This window comes from Rhodococcus sp. MurmanLake-1, from assembly GCF_056945715.1.
Window position 1 is genome coordinate 497069 of the sequence record NZ_JBWZNF010000004.1, and the last position, 14526, is coordinate 511594.

Annotated in this window: 20 protein-coding genes; 17 read left to right on the top strand and 3 right to left on the bottom strand. The window is 62.7% G+C overall.

Features of this window, described 5'->3' with window-relative positions; all coding sequences use genetic code 11:
* The first annotated feature begins 39 nt into the window (after positions 1 to 39).
* Genes hisD through hisF form a run of 10 tightly spaced genes read left to right on the top strand, consistent with a single transcriptional unit; the run spans position 40 to position 7684 of the window.
* Positions 40 to 1362, top strand: a complete 1323-nt coding sequence (gene hisD / locus AC2ETI_RS15145; RefSeq protein WP_020908000.1) for a histidinol dehydrogenase — start codon at positions 40 to 42, stop codon at positions 1360 to 1362.
* Complete coding sequence (locus tag AC2ETI_RS15150; RefSeq protein ID WP_483634082.1) at positions 1359 to 2501, top strand: histidinol-phosphate transaminase; 1143 nt, start codon at positions 1359 to 1361, stop codon at positions 2499 to 2501. The genes hisD and AC2ETI_RS15150 overlap by 4 nt, the downstream gene beginning before the upstream one ends.
* The gene (gene hisB / locus AC2ETI_RS15155; RefSeq protein ID WP_003942383.1) at positions 2498 to 3112 is read left to right on the top strand and encodes an imidazoleglycerol-phosphate dehydratase HisB; all 615 of its coding nucleotides are present in this window, start codon (positions 2498 to 2500) and stop codon (positions 3110 to 3112) included. The genes AC2ETI_RS15150 and hisB overlap by 4 nt, the downstream gene beginning before the upstream one ends.
* Entirely contained in the window at positions 3109 to 3258 is a 150-nt protein-coding gene (locus AC2ETI_RS15160; protein WP_019748775.1) for a hypothetical protein, read from the top strand. The genes hisB and AC2ETI_RS15160 overlap by 4 nt, the downstream gene beginning before the upstream one ends.
* A 44-nt stretch (positions 3259 to 3302) precedes the next feature.
* Positions 3303 to 4424: an MFS transporter gene (locus tag AC2ETI_RS15165; RefSeq protein ID WP_047889938.1), complete on the top strand. Its 1122-nt coding sequence runs from the start codon at positions 3303 to 3305 to the stop codon at positions 4422 to 4424.
* A 9-nt stretch (positions 4425 to 4433) separates the two neighbouring features.
* Positions 4434 to 5069: an imidazole glycerol phosphate synthase subunit HisH gene (gene hisH / locus AC2ETI_RS15170; RefSeq protein ID WP_047889937.1), complete on the top strand. Its 636-nt coding sequence runs from the start codon at positions 4434 to 4436 to the stop codon at positions 5067 to 5069.
* The gene (locus AC2ETI_RS15175) at positions 5066 to 5317 is read left to right on the top strand and encodes a hypothetical protein (protein WP_483634083.1); all 252 of its coding nucleotides are present in this window, start codon (positions 5066 to 5068) and stop codon (positions 5315 to 5317) included. The genes hisH and AC2ETI_RS15175 overlap by 4 nt, the downstream gene beginning before the upstream one ends.
* A gap of 19 nt (positions 5318 to 5336) precedes the next feature.
* Positions 5337 to 6071 carry a bifunctional 1-(5-phosphoribosyl)-5-((5-phosphoribosylamino)methylideneamino)imidazole-4-carboxamide isomerase/phosphoribosylanthranilate isomerase PriA gene (priA, locus tag AC2ETI_RS15180; RefSeq protein WP_003942371.1) on the top strand — a complete coding sequence of 245 codons (735 nt, stop codon included), beginning with the start codon at positions 5337 to 5339 and terminating at the stop codon, positions 6069 to 6071.
* Positions 6072 to 6080: 9 nt separating this feature from the next.
* Positions 6081 to 6914, top strand: coding sequence for an inositol monophosphatase family protein (locus AC2ETI_RS15185; protein WP_308370732.1), 834 nt, complete (start codon positions 6081 to 6083; stop codon positions 6912 to 6914).
* Positions 6911 to 7684, top strand: coding sequence for an imidazole glycerol phosphate synthase subunit HisF (gene hisF, locus AC2ETI_RS15190; protein WP_003942380.1), 774 nt, complete (start codon positions 6911 to 6913; stop codon positions 7682 to 7684). Before AC2ETI_RS15185 ends, hisF begins: the two co-directional genes overlap by 4 nt.
* On the opposite strand, the gene AC2ETI_RS15195 is transcribed toward hisF, so the two are convergent.
* Positions 7681 to 8298, bottom strand: a complete 618-nt coding sequence (locus tag AC2ETI_RS15195; RefSeq protein WP_175413870.1) for a TetR/AcrR family transcriptional regulator — start codon at positions 8296 to 8298, stop codon at positions 7681 to 7683. The genes hisF and AC2ETI_RS15195 overlap by 4 nt on opposite strands.
* Positions 8299 to 8416: 118 nt before the next feature.
* On the opposite strand from AC2ETI_RS15195, the gene AC2ETI_RS15200 reads away from it, so the two are divergent.
* The gene (locus tag AC2ETI_RS15200; RefSeq protein ID WP_446695858.1) at positions 8417 to 9898 is read left to right on the top strand and encodes a flavin-containing monooxygenase; all 1482 of its coding nucleotides are present in this window, start codon (positions 8417 to 8419) and stop codon (positions 9896 to 9898) included.
* A 21-nt stretch (positions 9899 to 9919) separates the two neighbouring features.
* Here the strand turns inward: AC2ETI_RS15200 and AC2ETI_RS15205 are convergent, their stop codons facing one another.
* Positions 9920 to 10441, bottom strand: a complete 522-nt coding sequence (locus AC2ETI_RS15205; protein WP_020969784.1) for a universal stress protein — start codon at positions 10439 to 10441, stop codon at positions 9920 to 9922.
* 101 nt (positions 10442 to 10542) lie between these two features.
* On the opposite strand from AC2ETI_RS15205, the gene hisI reads away from it, so the two are divergent.
* From hisI to AC2ETI_RS15225, 4 genes are all read left to right on the top strand, one after another.
* Positions 10543 to 10890, top strand: coding sequence for a phosphoribosyl-AMP cyclohydrolase (gene hisI, locus AC2ETI_RS15210; RefSeq protein WP_003942390.1), 348 nt, complete (start codon positions 10543 to 10545; stop codon positions 10888 to 10890).
* A 6-nt stretch (positions 10891 to 10896) separates the two neighbouring features.
* Positions 10897 to 11190 carry a DUF1905 domain-containing protein gene (locus tag AC2ETI_RS15215; RefSeq protein WP_029255502.1) on the top strand — a complete coding sequence of 98 codons (294 nt, stop codon included), beginning with the start codon at positions 10897 to 10899 and terminating at the stop codon, positions 11188 to 11190.
* A 26-nt stretch (positions 11191 to 11216) separates the two neighbouring features.
* Entirely contained in the window at positions 11217 to 11843 is a 627-nt protein-coding gene (locus tag AC2ETI_RS15220) for an SRPBCC family protein (protein WP_029255501.1), read from the top strand.
* Between the two features lie 73 nt (positions 11844 to 11916).
* A complete protein-coding gene (locus AC2ETI_RS15225) occupies positions 11917 to 12303 on the top strand; it encodes a DUF2784 domain-containing protein (protein WP_211917591.1) in 387 nt (128 codons plus the stop codon).
* Positions 12304 to 12363: 60 nt separating this feature from the next.
* On the opposite strand, the gene AC2ETI_RS15230 is transcribed toward AC2ETI_RS15225, so the two are convergent.
* Positions 12364 to 12789: a nitroreductase/quinone reductase family protein gene (locus tag AC2ETI_RS15230; RefSeq protein WP_483634084.1), complete on the bottom strand. Its 426-nt coding sequence runs from the start codon at positions 12787 to 12789 to the stop codon at positions 12364 to 12366.
* A gap of 109 nt (positions 12790 to 12898) precedes the next feature.
* On the opposite strand from AC2ETI_RS15230, the gene AC2ETI_RS15235 reads away from it, so the two are divergent.
* On the top strand, positions 12899 to 13321 hold the full coding sequence (locus AC2ETI_RS15235; RefSeq protein ID WP_029255499.1) for an ArsR/SmtB family transcription factor: 423 nt from the start codon (positions 12899 to 12901) through the stop codon (positions 13319 to 13321).
* Positions 13318 to 14349: a cation diffusion facilitator family transporter gene (locus tag AC2ETI_RS15240; protein WP_483634085.1), complete on the top strand. Its 1032-nt coding sequence runs from the start codon at positions 13318 to 13320 to the stop codon at positions 14347 to 14349. Before AC2ETI_RS15235 ends, AC2ETI_RS15240 begins: the two co-directional genes overlap by 4 nt.
* Positions 14350 to 14526: the final 177 nt, after the last annotated feature.

Consider the following 14526-nt stretch of genomic DNA (forward strand, 5'->3'; position numbering starts at 1 on the left):
CTTGCACAGGCACCCCGTTTGCGTACGAGAGGAACTCTCATGCTTGCCCGCACCGACCTGCGTGGTCGTACCCCATCCACGGCCGAACTTCGCGCCGCGCTTCCCCGAGGTGGAGTGGATGTGGACGCGGTGCTGCATCAGGTTCGCCCGATGGTCGAAGCTGTTCGTGATCGCGGGGCAGAAGCCGCCCTCGAGTTCGGCGAGAAGTTCGACGGCGTTCGTCCGGCTTCGGTTCGTGTACCCGCAGCCGAGCTCGAGCGCGCACTTCGTGAACTCGACCCCGCAGTCAAGGAAGCCCTCGAGGTTGCGATCGAGCGCACCCGCAAGGTGCACGCCGATCAGCGTCGCAAGGACACCGTCACCGAGGTCGTTCCGGGTGGCACGGTCACCGAGCGTTGGGTTCCGGTCGAGCGCGTCGGGCTGTACGTACCCGGCGGCAATGCCGTGTACCCGTCGAGCGTTGTCATGAACGTCGTGCCGGCCCAGACGGCCGGCGTCGGGTCGCTTGTTGTCGCCTCGCCGCCCCAAGCCGACTTCGGCGGATTGCCGCACCCGACCATTCTTGCCGCCGCAGCCATGCTCGGCGTCGACGAGGTGTGGGCCGTCGGCGGCGGGCAGGGCGTCGCCCTCCTTACCTACGGCGGAACCGACACCGATGGAACCGAGCTTGTCCCGGTCGACCTCATCACCGGTCCCGGCAACATCTACGTCACTGCGGCCAAGCGTCTGTGCCGTGGACTGGTCGGCATCGACGCAGAAGCCGGTCCCACCGAGATCGCGATCCTCGCCGACCACACCGCTGACCCGGTCCACGTTGCCGCCGACCTCATCAGTCAGGCCGAGCACGACGTGATGGCCGCCAGCGTTCTTGTCACGACCAGCGTCGAATTGGCCGACGCCGTCGACAAGGCTCTGGCTGCGCAGCTCGAGATCACCAAGCACCGCGAACGCGTCACCACGGCACTGACCGGCAGCCAGTCGGGCACGGTGTTGGTTTCTGATGTTTCCGCTGGTCTGCGCGTCGTCAACGCTTATGCGGCCGAGCACCTCGAGATTCAGACCGAGGACGCAACCGGTGTCGCAGCTCAGGTCACCAGCGCTGGTGCCGTGTTCGTCGGCCCATGGGCGCCGGTCAGCCTCGGCGACTACTGCGCCGGCTCCAACCACGTTCTGCCGACGGCCGGGTGTGCACGTCACTCTTCCGGTCTGAGCGTGCAGACCTTCTTGCGTGGGATCCACGTGATCGACTACTCCGAGTCGGCTCTGAAAGACGTTGCCGGACACGTCATCACGCTCGCCAACGCGGAGGACCTGCCCGCTCACGGCGAGGCTGTGCGTCTGCGATTCGAGGCTCTGCGATGAGTAGTGCTCCTGGAGAATCGATTACGGTCGACGCCCTTCCGATTCGCGAGAACCTGCGTGGAAAGTCGGCATACGGCGCACCGCAATTGACGGTGCCTGTTCAGCTCAACACGAACGAGAACCCGCATCCGCCGACGCAGGCGCTCATCGACGATGTCGCCGAATCCGTGCGCGAAGCCGCGAAGGAACTGCACCGCTACCCCGACCGTGACGCTGTCGCGTTGCGGACGGATCTGGCGGCGTACCTGTCGAAGCAGACGGGTGTACCGGTCACCGTCGACAATCTGTGGGCGGCAAACGGATCGAACGAGATTCTGCAGCAGCTGTTGCAGGTATTCGCAGGTCCGGGACGTAGCGCGATGGGTTTTGTTCCCTCGTATTCGATGCACCCGATCATCGCCGACGGTACCGATACCGAGTGGGTCGAGGTCTTCCGTCGGGACGACTTCGCACTCGACGTGGATGCTGCCGTCACAGTGATCGAGGAACGTCGACCGGACGTCGTGTTCGTGACCAGTCCCAACAACCCGACCGGACACAGCGTCGGTATTGCGGAACTACGACGCATCCTCGACGTGGCGCCGGGCATCGTGATCGTCGACGAGGCGTACGCGGAGTTCTCCGCTGCCCCCAGCGCGATGACGCTGATCGACGAGTTCCCGGCCAAGCTGGTTGTGACCCGCACCATGAGCAAGGCTTTCGCGTTTGCCGGTGGCCGACTCGGCTACCTCGCCGCCGCTCCCGCGTTCATCGACGCACTGTTGTTGGTGCGCTTGCCGTATCACCTCTCGGTGGTCACGCAAGCGGCGGCACGTGCCGCCCTGCGTCACGCCGACGAGACCCTCGGCAGTGTCCACGCCTTGTCCGCCGAGCGTGATCGGGTGTCGAAGGCACTGGCGGACAACGGTTTCCGAGTGATTCCCAGTGACGCGAACTTCATCTTGTTCGGTCAGTTCACCGACAGCGCACAGGCGTGGAAGGAATACCTCGACCGCGGGGTTCTCATCCGCGACATCGGCATCCCCGGATATCTGCGGGCCACCGTGGGACTCGAAGCCGAGAACGACGCGTTCATCAAGGCCAGTGACGAAATCGCAGGCACCCAGCTGGTCGACACGAATTCAGGAGAGACGGCATGAGCGATCGCATCGCGCGGATCGAACGAACAACTCGGGAATCAAGCATCGTCGTCGAACTGAATCTGGACGGGACCGGCATCGTCGACGTCTCCACCGGCGTTCCGTTCTTCGACCACATGCTAAATGCCTTGGGTACGCACGCCAGCTTCGATCTGGACGTCAAGGCGAAGGGTGACGTCGAGATCGACGCTCACCACACCGTCGAGGACACCGCGATCGTTTTCGGCCAGGCGCTCGGCCAGGCTCTCGGCGACAAGAAGGGCATCCGTCGTTTCGGCGACGCTTTCATCCCGATGGACGAAACGTTGGCGCACGCGTCGGTCGACGTCTCCGGTCGCCCTTACTGCGTGCACACCGGTGAGCCCGACTACATGGTGCATTCCGTCATCGGCGGGTACCCGGGCGTTCCGTATCACGCGGTGATCAACCGCCACGTGTTCGAGTCGATCGCATTGAATGCACGTATCGCACTGCACGTTCGGGTTCTGTACGGCCGCGATCAGCATCACATCACCGAAGCCGAGTACAAGGCCGTTGCGCGCGCTCTGCGTGAGGCGGTCGAGCCGGATCCGCGCGTGAGTGGCGTGCCGTCGACGAAGGGCACACTGTGAGCGTCCTCTTCACCTACCTGCTGTTCATCGGTGCGGGTATTGCCGTGGGCGGCGCCTACTCGATGTTCAAGGTCAACAAGCTTGCGTCGGGAATCCTTCTGGGGTTGGCGGTTCTGGCGGCGGTAGCGGGCGCACTGCGTCTGTGACGCGAGATCCTGCTCCATCGCCGGGGTTGCTTCGCACTCCGGGCATGATCGGTGTCCTGATCATGGCGGCGGCAGCTTTCGGTGGCTGGTCGTTGCTCTTGCCGGTGGTGCCGTTGCTGGTTGCGCATTCCGGCGGATCGGATGCGCTCGCCGGATCGGTGACCGGTGTCTTCATGGCGGCCACGGTCGTGACGCAACTGCTCGTGCCTCGGTTGTTGCGGACGCAGGGCTACCGGCGCGTGCTGGCGGTCGGATGTCTGCTCCTCGGTCCACCGTCGTTGGTGCTGTTGATCTCGGCCGACGCCGGCCCCGTCCTGGCGGTTTCCGCGGTGCGAGGAATCGGTTTCGGCATGCTGACGGTTGCCGGCAGCGCGCTCGTGGCGGAGTTGGCGCCCAAACGAATTCTGGGCCGTGCCACCGGCGCTCAGGGAATCGCGATCGCAGCGTCACAAATGGCGGGGCTTCCGCTGGGGCTTGCGATCATGGAACGGTGGTCGGCGACACCGGTGTTCGTTCTCGGTGCGCTGATCCCGGCACTCGCGCTGGTGGCCATTGCCGGGTTGCCGAAGATCTTCGCCCAGCCCACCGGCGAATCCGCCCGGTTGAGTGTGTTCGTCGTCTTGGTCCCGGTGCTCGCTCTGGCGTGTGTGTCCGCGTCGTTCGGCGGGCTGTCGTCTCTACTGCCGATCGCAATCTCGGAGCGCGCGGCCGTTGCAGGTGTGGTGTTGGCGACCGCCAGTGGATCGATGTTGATCGGCCGGTACTCGGCGGGCCTGATCGCCGATCGTCTCGGCAGTGGTCGGACACTCGCGCCGGCATTGGCGTCGTCGACCATCGGATTGGTGCTGTTCGCGATCAACGTCGACGGCGGGCCGACGCCGGTCTTGTTCTGCGCGGCGGTCCTTTTCGGGCTCGGGTTCGGGGCGGTGCAGAACGAATCCTTGGTCATGGCGTTTCAGGCTGCCGGCCCGAGGCAACTCGGATCCGCCAGCGCGATCTGGAACATCGGCTACGACGCCGGCACCGGAATCGGTGCACTGGCGTTGGGATTCGTGGCCACGACTGCCGGCTATGCGTGGGTCTTCGCGGTCTCCGCGGTCGTTGTCGCTCTGCTCCCGGCACTGGCCGCGGGCGGCAAAGTGATCGGCAGCAGGGTTGCCCGATAGAGTTGGGGCATGAGCGCTTCCACGATTGCTGTACTCGATTACGGCTCCGGCAACCTGCATTCGGCTACTCGCGCACTGGCGCGCACCGGGGCGCAGGTGGAGGTGACCAACGATATGAAGGTTGCATTGGCGGCCGACGGTCTGGTGGTGCCCGGCGTCGGTGCGTTCGCGGCCTGCATGGAAGGTCTGCGCGCAGTCCAGGGTGACCGAATCATCGGTAGACGCTTGGCCGGTGGCCGACCGGTGCTGGGTATCTGCGTCGGCATGCAGATTCTGTTCGACCGGGGAGTCGAATTCGGTGTCGAGGCGGAGGGCTGCGGCGAATGGCCTGGCACCGTCGAGAGGCTGCAAGCAGAGGTTTTGCCGCACATGGGCTGGAACACCGTGGAGGCTCCGGAGTCGAGCATGCTGTTCAAGGGTATCGACGCCGACACCCGCTTCTACTTCGTTCACTCGTACGGTGTGCAGAGTTGGGAACTCGCGCCGTCCGAGCACATCGCACCTCCGAAGCTGACGTGGGCAGATCACGGCGGAAAGTTCCTCGCTGCCGTCGAGAACGGTGCGTTGTCGGCAACGCAGTTCCACCCGGAGAAATCCGGCGACGCAGGCGCCGAGTTGCTGAGCAACTGGGTGCAGAGTTTGTGACCGGGAGTTCCGGCCCGAACCGCGGCGACGACTTTTCCCTCGCTCGTCTGGCGTTGCTCTCGCTCGGCGCCGCTGTGGCTGCGTTGGCGGTCGCCACCGTCGTCATCGTCGTGCTCAAACCCTCGCCGGGTGTCGGTCTCGCGATCGGTCTCGTGGGGGTCGTTGCTGCGATCGCGGCAATGGGCGTCGTATCCAAGCGGATGACCCGAAAAGCGTTCGGTGACCCGGAAGACGGTTCGAGGTCCTGACCTACTAGGGTTACCGCACGTGAGCCTGGTCCTTTTGCCTGCTGTAGATGTTGTCAACGGTGAAGCTGTTCGCCTCGTGCAAGGAGAGGCGGGAAGTGAGACCGGTTACGGGTCGCCCCGCGACGCTGCTCTTGCGTGGCAGAACGACGGTGCCGAATGGGTGCATCTTGTCGACCTCGACGCCGCTTTCGGGCGTGGGTCCAACAGCGAACTGCTGGCAGGCGTCATCGGCGACCTGACGGTCAAGGTGGAACTCTCCGGAGGAATCCGCGACGACGCTTCCTTGGAAGCTGCACTGGCCACCGGCTGTGCCCGCGTCAATCTCGGAACCGCCGCTATCGAAGATCCCGAGTGGTGTGCCCGTGCATTGGCCAAGTACGGCGACAAGATCGCCGTCGGACTCGACGTTCGTCTGGTCGACGGCCAGTACCGCACCCGTGGGCGCGGCTGGGTCACCGACGGCGGCGATCTGTGGGAGACCCTGGCCCGTCTCGATCGCGACGGCTGCACCCGTTACGTCGTCACCGACGTCTCCAAAGACGGCACACTCACCGGTCCCAACCTCGAACTTCTCAGTCAGGTCTGCGCTGTCACCGACGCTCACGTCGTCGCCTCCGGTGGTGTGTCGACCATCGAGGATCTGCTCGCCATTTCCAGCCTGGTTGATCAGGGTGTCGAGGGCGCGATTGTCGGCAAGGCGCTGTATGCCGGTCGCTTCACGCTCCCCGAAGCACTGGCAGCAGTTTCCGGATAGATTTTCCAGATGACACCGACGCGTGACCTCGACGAACTTCTCGCGATTGCGGGTCGGCTTCTCGACGGCGTCCACGATCAGTTCGTCTCCGGCGTCGGTGCACCCAGCGCGGTCCGTAAGGGCTGGGGCGATTTTGCCACCGAGGTCGATCTCGCGCTCGAGAAGCGGTTGACCGCGGAGTTGTTCGAGCAGACCGGCATCGAGGTGCACGGCGAGGAATTCGGCGGCCCAGACGTCGGTTCGGGACTGGTCTGGGTTCTAGACCCCGTCGACGGTACTTTCAACTACTCGGCCGGATTGCCCACTGCCGGAACGCTGTTGGCGCTTCTCGACGATGGTGTCCCGGTGCTCGGATTGACCTGGCTTCCGTTGATCGCTCACACGTACGCCACTCGTGCCGGCGGTCCGTTGTTGGTCAACGGAATCGCCGTACCGCCGCTGGAGCCAACCGATCTGGCGTCGTCGATCGTCGGATTGGGTGCCCTCAACGTCAACAGTCGCGGCCGGATACCGGGCAGTTTCAGGCTCGACCTGCTCGCCGAGATCAGCAAAGTGTCCTCGCGGATCCGGATACACGGTTCCACCGGAGTCGATCTGGCCTTCACCGCGGCCGGCATCCTGGGCGGTGCGATCGTCTACGGCCGCAACGCGTGGGACAACGCGGCCGGGGTCGCGCTCGTTCGTGGCGCGGGCGGGGTGGTCACCGATCTGGCCGGCAACCCGTGGACCGTAGAATCGGAGTCGGTGCTCGCTGCCGCCCCGGGCATCCACGGTGAGATTCTCGATATTCTCAACGCGCTCGGTGATCCGCGCGCTTCGTCCTCAGGAGGACCACAGTCATGACCCTCGCAGTTCGTGTGATTCCGTGCCTCGACGTCGACGCCGGACGAGTGGTCAAGGGTGTCAACTTCGAGAATCTTCGCGACGCCGGAGATCCGGTGGAACTCGCGGCAGCGTACGACGCTCAGGGCGCCGACGAACTGACCTTCCTGGACGTCACCGCCTCCACGTCGGATCGTGGCACGATGCTCGACGTCGTAAGTCGTACTGCCGAGCAGGTTTTCATTCCTCTGACCGTCGGCGGTGGAGTGCGCACGGTCGCGGACGTCGATCGTCTGCTGCGTGCCGGTGCCGACAAGGTCAGCGTCAACACCGCGGCGATTGCGCGCCCGGAACTGCTCAAGGAACTGAGTGAGCGTTTCGGCTCGCAGTGCATCGTCCTCTCGGTCGACGCCCGCACCGTTCCCCAGGGGCAGCCGGACACACCGTCGGGGTGGGAGGTCACCACGCACGGGGGCAAGCGCGGCACCGGGATCGACGCTGTCGAGTGGGCCGAGCGTGGTGCCGAGTTGGGCGTGGGGGAGATCCTGCTCAACTCCATGGACGCCGACGGTACTAAAGCCGGCTTCGACCTTCTGATGATCCGCGCTGTCCGGGCGGCAGTCCACGTACCGGTGATCGCCAGTGGCGGTGCCGGCCTGGTCGAGCACTTTGCCCCGGCAGTCGAAGCGGGCGCAGACGCAGTTCTCGCAGCGAGCGTCTTCCACTTCGGCGATCTGAGCATCCCAGAGGTCAAGGATGCGATGCGTGCCGAGGGAATCGTCGTTCGCTAGGCGTTCTCGGCGCGGATTCCGTCGAACATGAGGCGGCTGATGGCTTGGTTCAGCGTGGTGCAGTCGACGGACGAATCGGCTCGCAATCCTTGAATGGCACTTGCCAGCATCATGCCGTTGACGGCCTGCGCAGTGTTGTCGACGTCGAGGTCGGCGCGTAGATAGCCGCATTCGACTCCGTGATGCAGGTACGCCGCGGTCAACGATGCCGACTGATCGAGTAGATCGAGCATCCGGCCAGTGAGATCGGCGTCGACGCCTGTCGTCTCGAAGAGCAGAACCCGCGGAATGCGCGGGTCGTCGAAGAAGATGCGGGGGAGCGCTTCGGCGATGCGACCGACCTGGGCGCGGTACTCGTCCAACGTATTTGCTGCGTCAGGGGCATTTTCGACGGCGAGTGCGCTGATGATCTTTGCGATCAGATCGTCGATGACGTGGTCGATGATGTCGCGCTTGTTCTCGAAGTATCGGTAGAACGTGCCGTGACCGATTCCGAGAGTTGTTGCGATATCGGCAATTCCGGTCGCGTGGTAGCCGCGTTCCGCGAAGCAGTCGAAAGATGCGTCGATGATCTCGCGGCGCAATTCCGCTTTTTTTCGTTCCGCTCGGGTCATGGCCTTCGTCACGTCTGGAATGATACCGTTCTCAATAACGGAATGACGTGTCAGTTTCTGATGTGCAGTTCACGGGTGCGTGGTTCATGGGTGTGCAGTTCATGAGAGGGATTCTCCGATGGCAGTGCAGTACGACGCAGTAGTGGTGGGGGCGGGCTTCGGCGGAATGGGTGCGGCCATTCAACTCAAGAGGATGGGCCTGGACAACCTGGCGATCCTCGAGCGTGAGGACGATCTGGGTGGAACCTGGCACGTCAACCGCTATCCCGGTTTGGCTGTCGACATCGCGTCGGTCACCTACTCGTATTCGTTCGAGCCCAATCCGAACTGGTCCAGGCTCTTCGCACCGGGTGCCGAACTCAAGAAGTACGCCGATCATGTCGCGGACAAGTACGACCTGCGGAAGCACATGACGTTCGGTGCCGTGGTCAACGGAGCCCGCTGGGACGAAGATTCCTCGCACTGGGTCGTATCCGTGGAGGGGGTACCGGACATCACTGCCAAGTACCTCCTGACTGCGACGGGTTTCCTCTCGCAGCCCCATCGACCGGACATCTCCGGTATCGATGAATTTGCGGGCAAGATCATCCACACCACCGCCTGGGACGATTCCTACGACTTGTCGGGCACCAAGACTGCAATCATCGGAACCGGCGCCACCGCCGTGCAGTTGATCCCCGAGGTGGCGCGGGAGGCCGCAGAGTTGACCGTCTACCAACGCACCCCGATCTGGGTCGTTCCCAAGATCGACGTCCCCATTCCGAGCGCAGTGCAGAAGCTGTTCTCGCGCATTCCGCTCACCCAGCGAATCGCCCGCGCTGTCAGTTCGTCGATACTCGAAATGATCATGGTCAGTGCGGTCCTGCATTACAAGCAGGTCAAACTGTTGAACAAGGGCGCTGCAGCCGCATCACGAGCGTTTCTGCGGTCGCAGGTCCGTGACGCGCATCTCCGCGAGCAACTCACACCGGACTACGACTTCGGGTGCAAGCGACCCACATTCTCGAACAGCTATTTCCGTACCTTCACCAAAGACAACGTGCACCTCGAAACCACGTCGATCGACCACATTGCTGCCGACGGAATCGTCACGGCCGACGGCCGCAAGACCGAGATCGACACGCTGGTGCTGGCAACGGGATTCAACCTCTGGGATGTGAACTTTCCGGCCATCGAGGTTGTCGGCCGTGAGGGCCGAAACCTCGGTAAGTGGTGGCGCGACAACCGTTTCCAGGCCTATGAGGGGGTCGCGGTTCCCTACTTCCCCAATTTCCTCACGCTCGCCAGTCCGTACTCGTACAGCGGGTTGTCCTACTTCACGACTATCGAATCCCAGATGCAGCACATGGATCGACTGTTCGGCGAGGTGAAGCGGCGTGGCGCGGAGACGTTCGAGGTCACCGAAACCGCCAACGCCGAGTTCCTGGACCGGATGACGGAGAACCTCGCGGACTCCGTCTTTTACGGCGGCAGTTGCCAGACTGCGCGGAGCTACTACTTCAATCAGCACGGGGAGGCTGCGATCCTGCGGCCCACGTCTACACGCAATGCGTTTGTCGAAGCGAAACGCTTTCCGCTCGAGGATTATTCGATCAGCTAGGCGGGCATGCCCCGTGTTCGGCTATCTCGCCGATCTGACTCCGCTCGGAACCGATATCACGGGATAGCGGTTCTGCCGGTTCAGTCGGGAAGAGACCGAGCTGTGTATCAGTTGGCTCACCGCGGAGGCAGCGCCTTTTCGCGGTGAGCCGATCACGATGGTGAAGGCGTCGTACTTGTCCGCGGTCGCGAGGATGACACCGGCCGGGTCGCCGTAGGTACAGTCGTATGTCCAGGTGTCCGTGTGCGAGGCAAGTGTCGAGGTTGTCTGTTCGCGTTGCGACACCATCTCGTCGTGCAGACGCGTTTCGAACTGTGGTGAGTCGGTTTCGACAGGCAAGTCCTCGGACGTGATGCAGTGAACGACGTGGAGTGCTGAATCCTCCTTGGCGGCAAGCGTCAATCCGTAGCTGACGACATTCTTGCTGCTCAGGCCTGCGCCGATCCCGACAACGATGTGGCGGGTCGGGACGCGATCGGTGCTCGCGTTCACGAGGTGGCAGGTGTACTCCGGGTGTGGGCCGTCATGACGTTGATGGTTCATGTCGGATCCTCTTCCAGAGCGAGAAGCGAAGAAACCTCCATTCTACGGCGACCAAGCAGGGGAATTCCACGGAAGTCACAGGTGGAAGGTATAAACGTCATATGAGTCTTGATCCCGCAATCGCGGCGAAGCTGAAGCGAAACGACGCCGGACTGTTCAGCGCGGTTGCGCAGGAGAAGTCGACCGGTGATGTGCTGATGGTCGCGTGGATGGACGACGAAGCGCTCGCACGAACACTGGAAACCCGTAAGGGGACGTACTATTCGCGCTCGCGCCAGCAGTACTGGGTCAAGGGTGAGACGTCGGGGCACACCCAGTACGTCCACGAAGTGCGACTCGACTGTGACGGCGATTCGGTCTTGCTGATCGTCGATCAGGAGGGAGCCGCGTGCCACACCGGCACTCACACGTGTTTCGACACCGACGTCCTACTCGCTGCGGAACAGTGACGCGACATGGCCGCTGACAAGACTCCACAACCGCTCGATTACTCGTTCACCTCACCCATCGAGAAAGACGGGGCGTTTGCGACATTTCTGACGGTGCCTGGTTCGGCGGAACTTCTGGGAACGAGGCGCGCTGTGAAGGTAGTCGGGACTCTCGATGGTGAACATCCCTTCGAGGCGACGCTGATGCCGTCCGGTGACGGTCCACACTGGCTTCCGCTGCGCGTGGCGCTCTGCAAGGCGATCGGCAAGAGTGCCGCTGGAGAAGAAGTATCGGTACATCTACAGCAGCGCCTGAGCTGAAAGTTTCGCTCGAACCGAGGAGTCTCATGGTCGACAAAGCAGTTGATTCGTTGCAGTTGGTGGCGCGAGAACTGGGCCCGTTCGGCGGAGACGAGGGGAAAACGCGCATGCTGCGCATGTCGCGGACTCTCGCGGCGCCCATCGGCACGGTCTGGGCGGCGATCACCGAGTTCGACCGCATTCGCCAATGGTTCATGCCGGTCGCGGGAGAAGCCATGATCGGCGGCCACTATCAGCTCGAGGGCAACGCCGGCGGCGAGATTTTGGCGTGCGAAGCTCCTCGAACTCTTCGCATCACCTGGGAATATGGCGGCGATGTGAGCTATGTGACTGTAAATCTCGCCGAAAAGGGCAGTGGTGCAACGCTGTTCGATTTCGAACATGCCGCGGACGTGGAGCCGGATCGGTGGGCCGAGTACGGTCCAGGTGCCGTCGGTGTCGGGTGGGACATGGGACTGCTCGGGCTGGCTCGACACGTGGAACTGGGGATCGCGACGCCACTCGAGACACCTGAGTGGTCGGCGAGCGACGAGGCCAGGGCATTCATCGCGGGAAGCAGTGAACTGTGGGCCGAAGCTGCGATCGCATCGGGCGACGACCCGGATGCGGCCGCAGCCGCCGCTGCTCGCACGACCGCTGCATACACCGGGTAGATCACCTCTGCGAGGACTAACATCGGATTAGTCTGGTTGTTGCGGGACTTCCGCGCCACGAGCGGAGGCGACGATGGTGTATCGGCTCATCGAAGTAGTGACGGTGTTCGTCCACTTCGCGTTTGTCCTCTATGTGGTGCTGGGTGGGTTCGTGGCGTGGAAGTGGCGTCGTACCATCGGTTTTCACCTTCTTGCAGTCGTCTGGGGAGCCGGTTCGATAGCGGTCGGATATGACTGCCCGCTGACCAATCTCGAGAACTGGGCCCGCCGAATGGCCGGTATCGCGGAGTTGCCGTCCACCGGATTCATCTCGCACTACATCACCGGCGTGTTCTATCCGGCGAGTATCGAAGGCCTGGTACAGGCGCTCGCGGCGACAGTGGTTGTCGGATCCTGGGTCGGATACGTGCTGCTCGGACGGCATTCGAAGGCTGAGGTCAAAGCCTCTTCAGTGACCTAATTCCGTACAAACGATCCCTGCCGTTTCCGAATGGAAACGACAGGGAGGCGCTACCTGGATTTACGCGCGAGTCAGTGCCACCACCGGGATTGTGCGGATCCCAGCTGTCTTCTCCGCATATTCGGCAAATCCCGGGTATCGACTGGCCTGCTCGTCGTAGATGCGGTCACGCTTCTCGCCGGTTACTTCGCTGACGGAGACCGGGTATGTTTCGGTGCCGATCTCGACCTCTGCCTGGTCGGTGGCAACGAGGTTGTAGTACCAGTCGGGATTGGTCGGGGCACCGGCCTTGGATGCAAAAACGTAGATGGTCTTCGGATCCTGCTCGTCTGCCAGATACATCATGGGACTCACGAAATCGCGTCCGGATTTGCGTCCTGTGTGGTGGACCAACACCATGGGCGCACCTTCGAAGAGGCCACCTACCTTGCCCTCGTTCTCCCGAAACTCCGCAATGATTCCTGCGTTCCAATCGTCGGTACTCATCGTTGTCTCCCGGTCTGCGAGTGGCGAAGGGCTCTGCCGCCAAGCTTTGCACAACTGGTGAATCGACGAGAGGTCATCTTCGGCGTCCAGCATGATCTACTATCTACGTATGAACGCAGATAGTGGTGTTTGTCGCCGCAAGCTTCCCGAGGATCAAGTCGACCTCGTAGTCGAGGTGTTCCGCATGCTGGCCGACGCAACCCGTGTGCAGGTTTTGTGGGCATTGGTAGACCGCGAGTGCTCGGTGAACGAACTGGCGGAACGCGTCGGCAAGCCGGCGCCCTCGGTGTCGCAGCACCTGGCGAAATTGCGCATGGCAAGGTTGGTACGAACGCGCCGCGATGGTACGACGGTGTTCTATCGTCTGGAGAACGACCATGTGCGCCAACTGGTTACGGATGCGGTCTTCAATGCCGAGCATGCCGGACCAGGATTGCCGGGGCATCACCGTAGTGAAGGTGAGCTTCGGGAGATACACCCGGAGCGCTCGGCGAAGGTCGATCGTAGCGATCAAGAAGAAGGTGCGTCATGACGCACGAACCAAAGACGTCCCACGGTCACGGCCACGGACACGGCCACGGGCCGAAGGGATTTCGATCGGCAGTCCGCGAAGTGTTCTCCCCGCACAGTCACGACGCTGCCGACAGTGTTGACGACGCATTGGAATCGAGCGCAATCGGCATCCGGGCGGTCAAGATCAGTCTTGTCGCGCTCGGAGTCACCGCAGTTGCTCAGGTTGCGATCGTGGCGATCTCGGGTTCGGTGGCGCTGCTGGCGGACACCATTCACAACTTCTCCGACGCGCTCACGGCAGTCCCACTCTGGATTGCCTTTGCGCTCGGTCGGCGCGCTGCAACCAGGCGCTATACCTATGGTTTCGGGCGTGCGGAGGATTTGGCCGGACTGTTCGTGCTCGCCATGATCGCACTGTCGGCAGTGATCGCCGGTGTCGAGGCGGTGAGGCGATTGATCAACCCGGTCGAGATCGAGCACCTCGGTTGGGTAGCGGCGGCAGGTTTGATCGGTTTCATCGGAAACGAATTGGTGGCGTTGTATCGGATCAGGGTCGGCAGGCAAATCGGTTCAGCGGCCCTGGTGGCCGATGGATTGCATGCTCGGACAGACGGATTCACCTCGCTCGCAGTCCTTCTGGGGGCCGGGGGAGTTGCGCTGGGTTTCCCGTTGGCAGATCCGATCATCGGCCTTGTCATCACCGTGGCCATCGTGGCGGTGCTGAGGACTGCAGCGCGAGACGTCTTCCGGCGGTTGATGGACGGCGTCGAACCGGAGTTGGTGGACGGCGCCGAGCATGCATTGATGCACGAACCCGGAGTCCTCGGTGTTCGTGATCTGAAGATGCGGTGGATCGGACACCGACTGCATGCCGATGCAGAACTCGACATCGATCCCCGGGCAACGCTTGCCGAAGCTCACGCGATTGCACACAGCGCCGAGCATTCGCTCACTCACGCGGTACCCAAACTCGCTACCGCCTTGGTGCATGCGTACCCGGCGCATGACGCACCGAATATTGAGACCGCACTCGAATCCCAGGTCTGATCTGCAGAAACAGACCTGGCGGAATCCTTTATGTGATCGCATGGGAACTTGTTTTGCCATTTGACGAGATGGGAAGGTTATGCAACCCTATCTTTGATCAATCGGCGGACTGTGTCGAGTGGTAGTCGGCACGGTCGTCTCGCGCCGCAGGTCCACGGCAATCGATGCAGGCCGTCG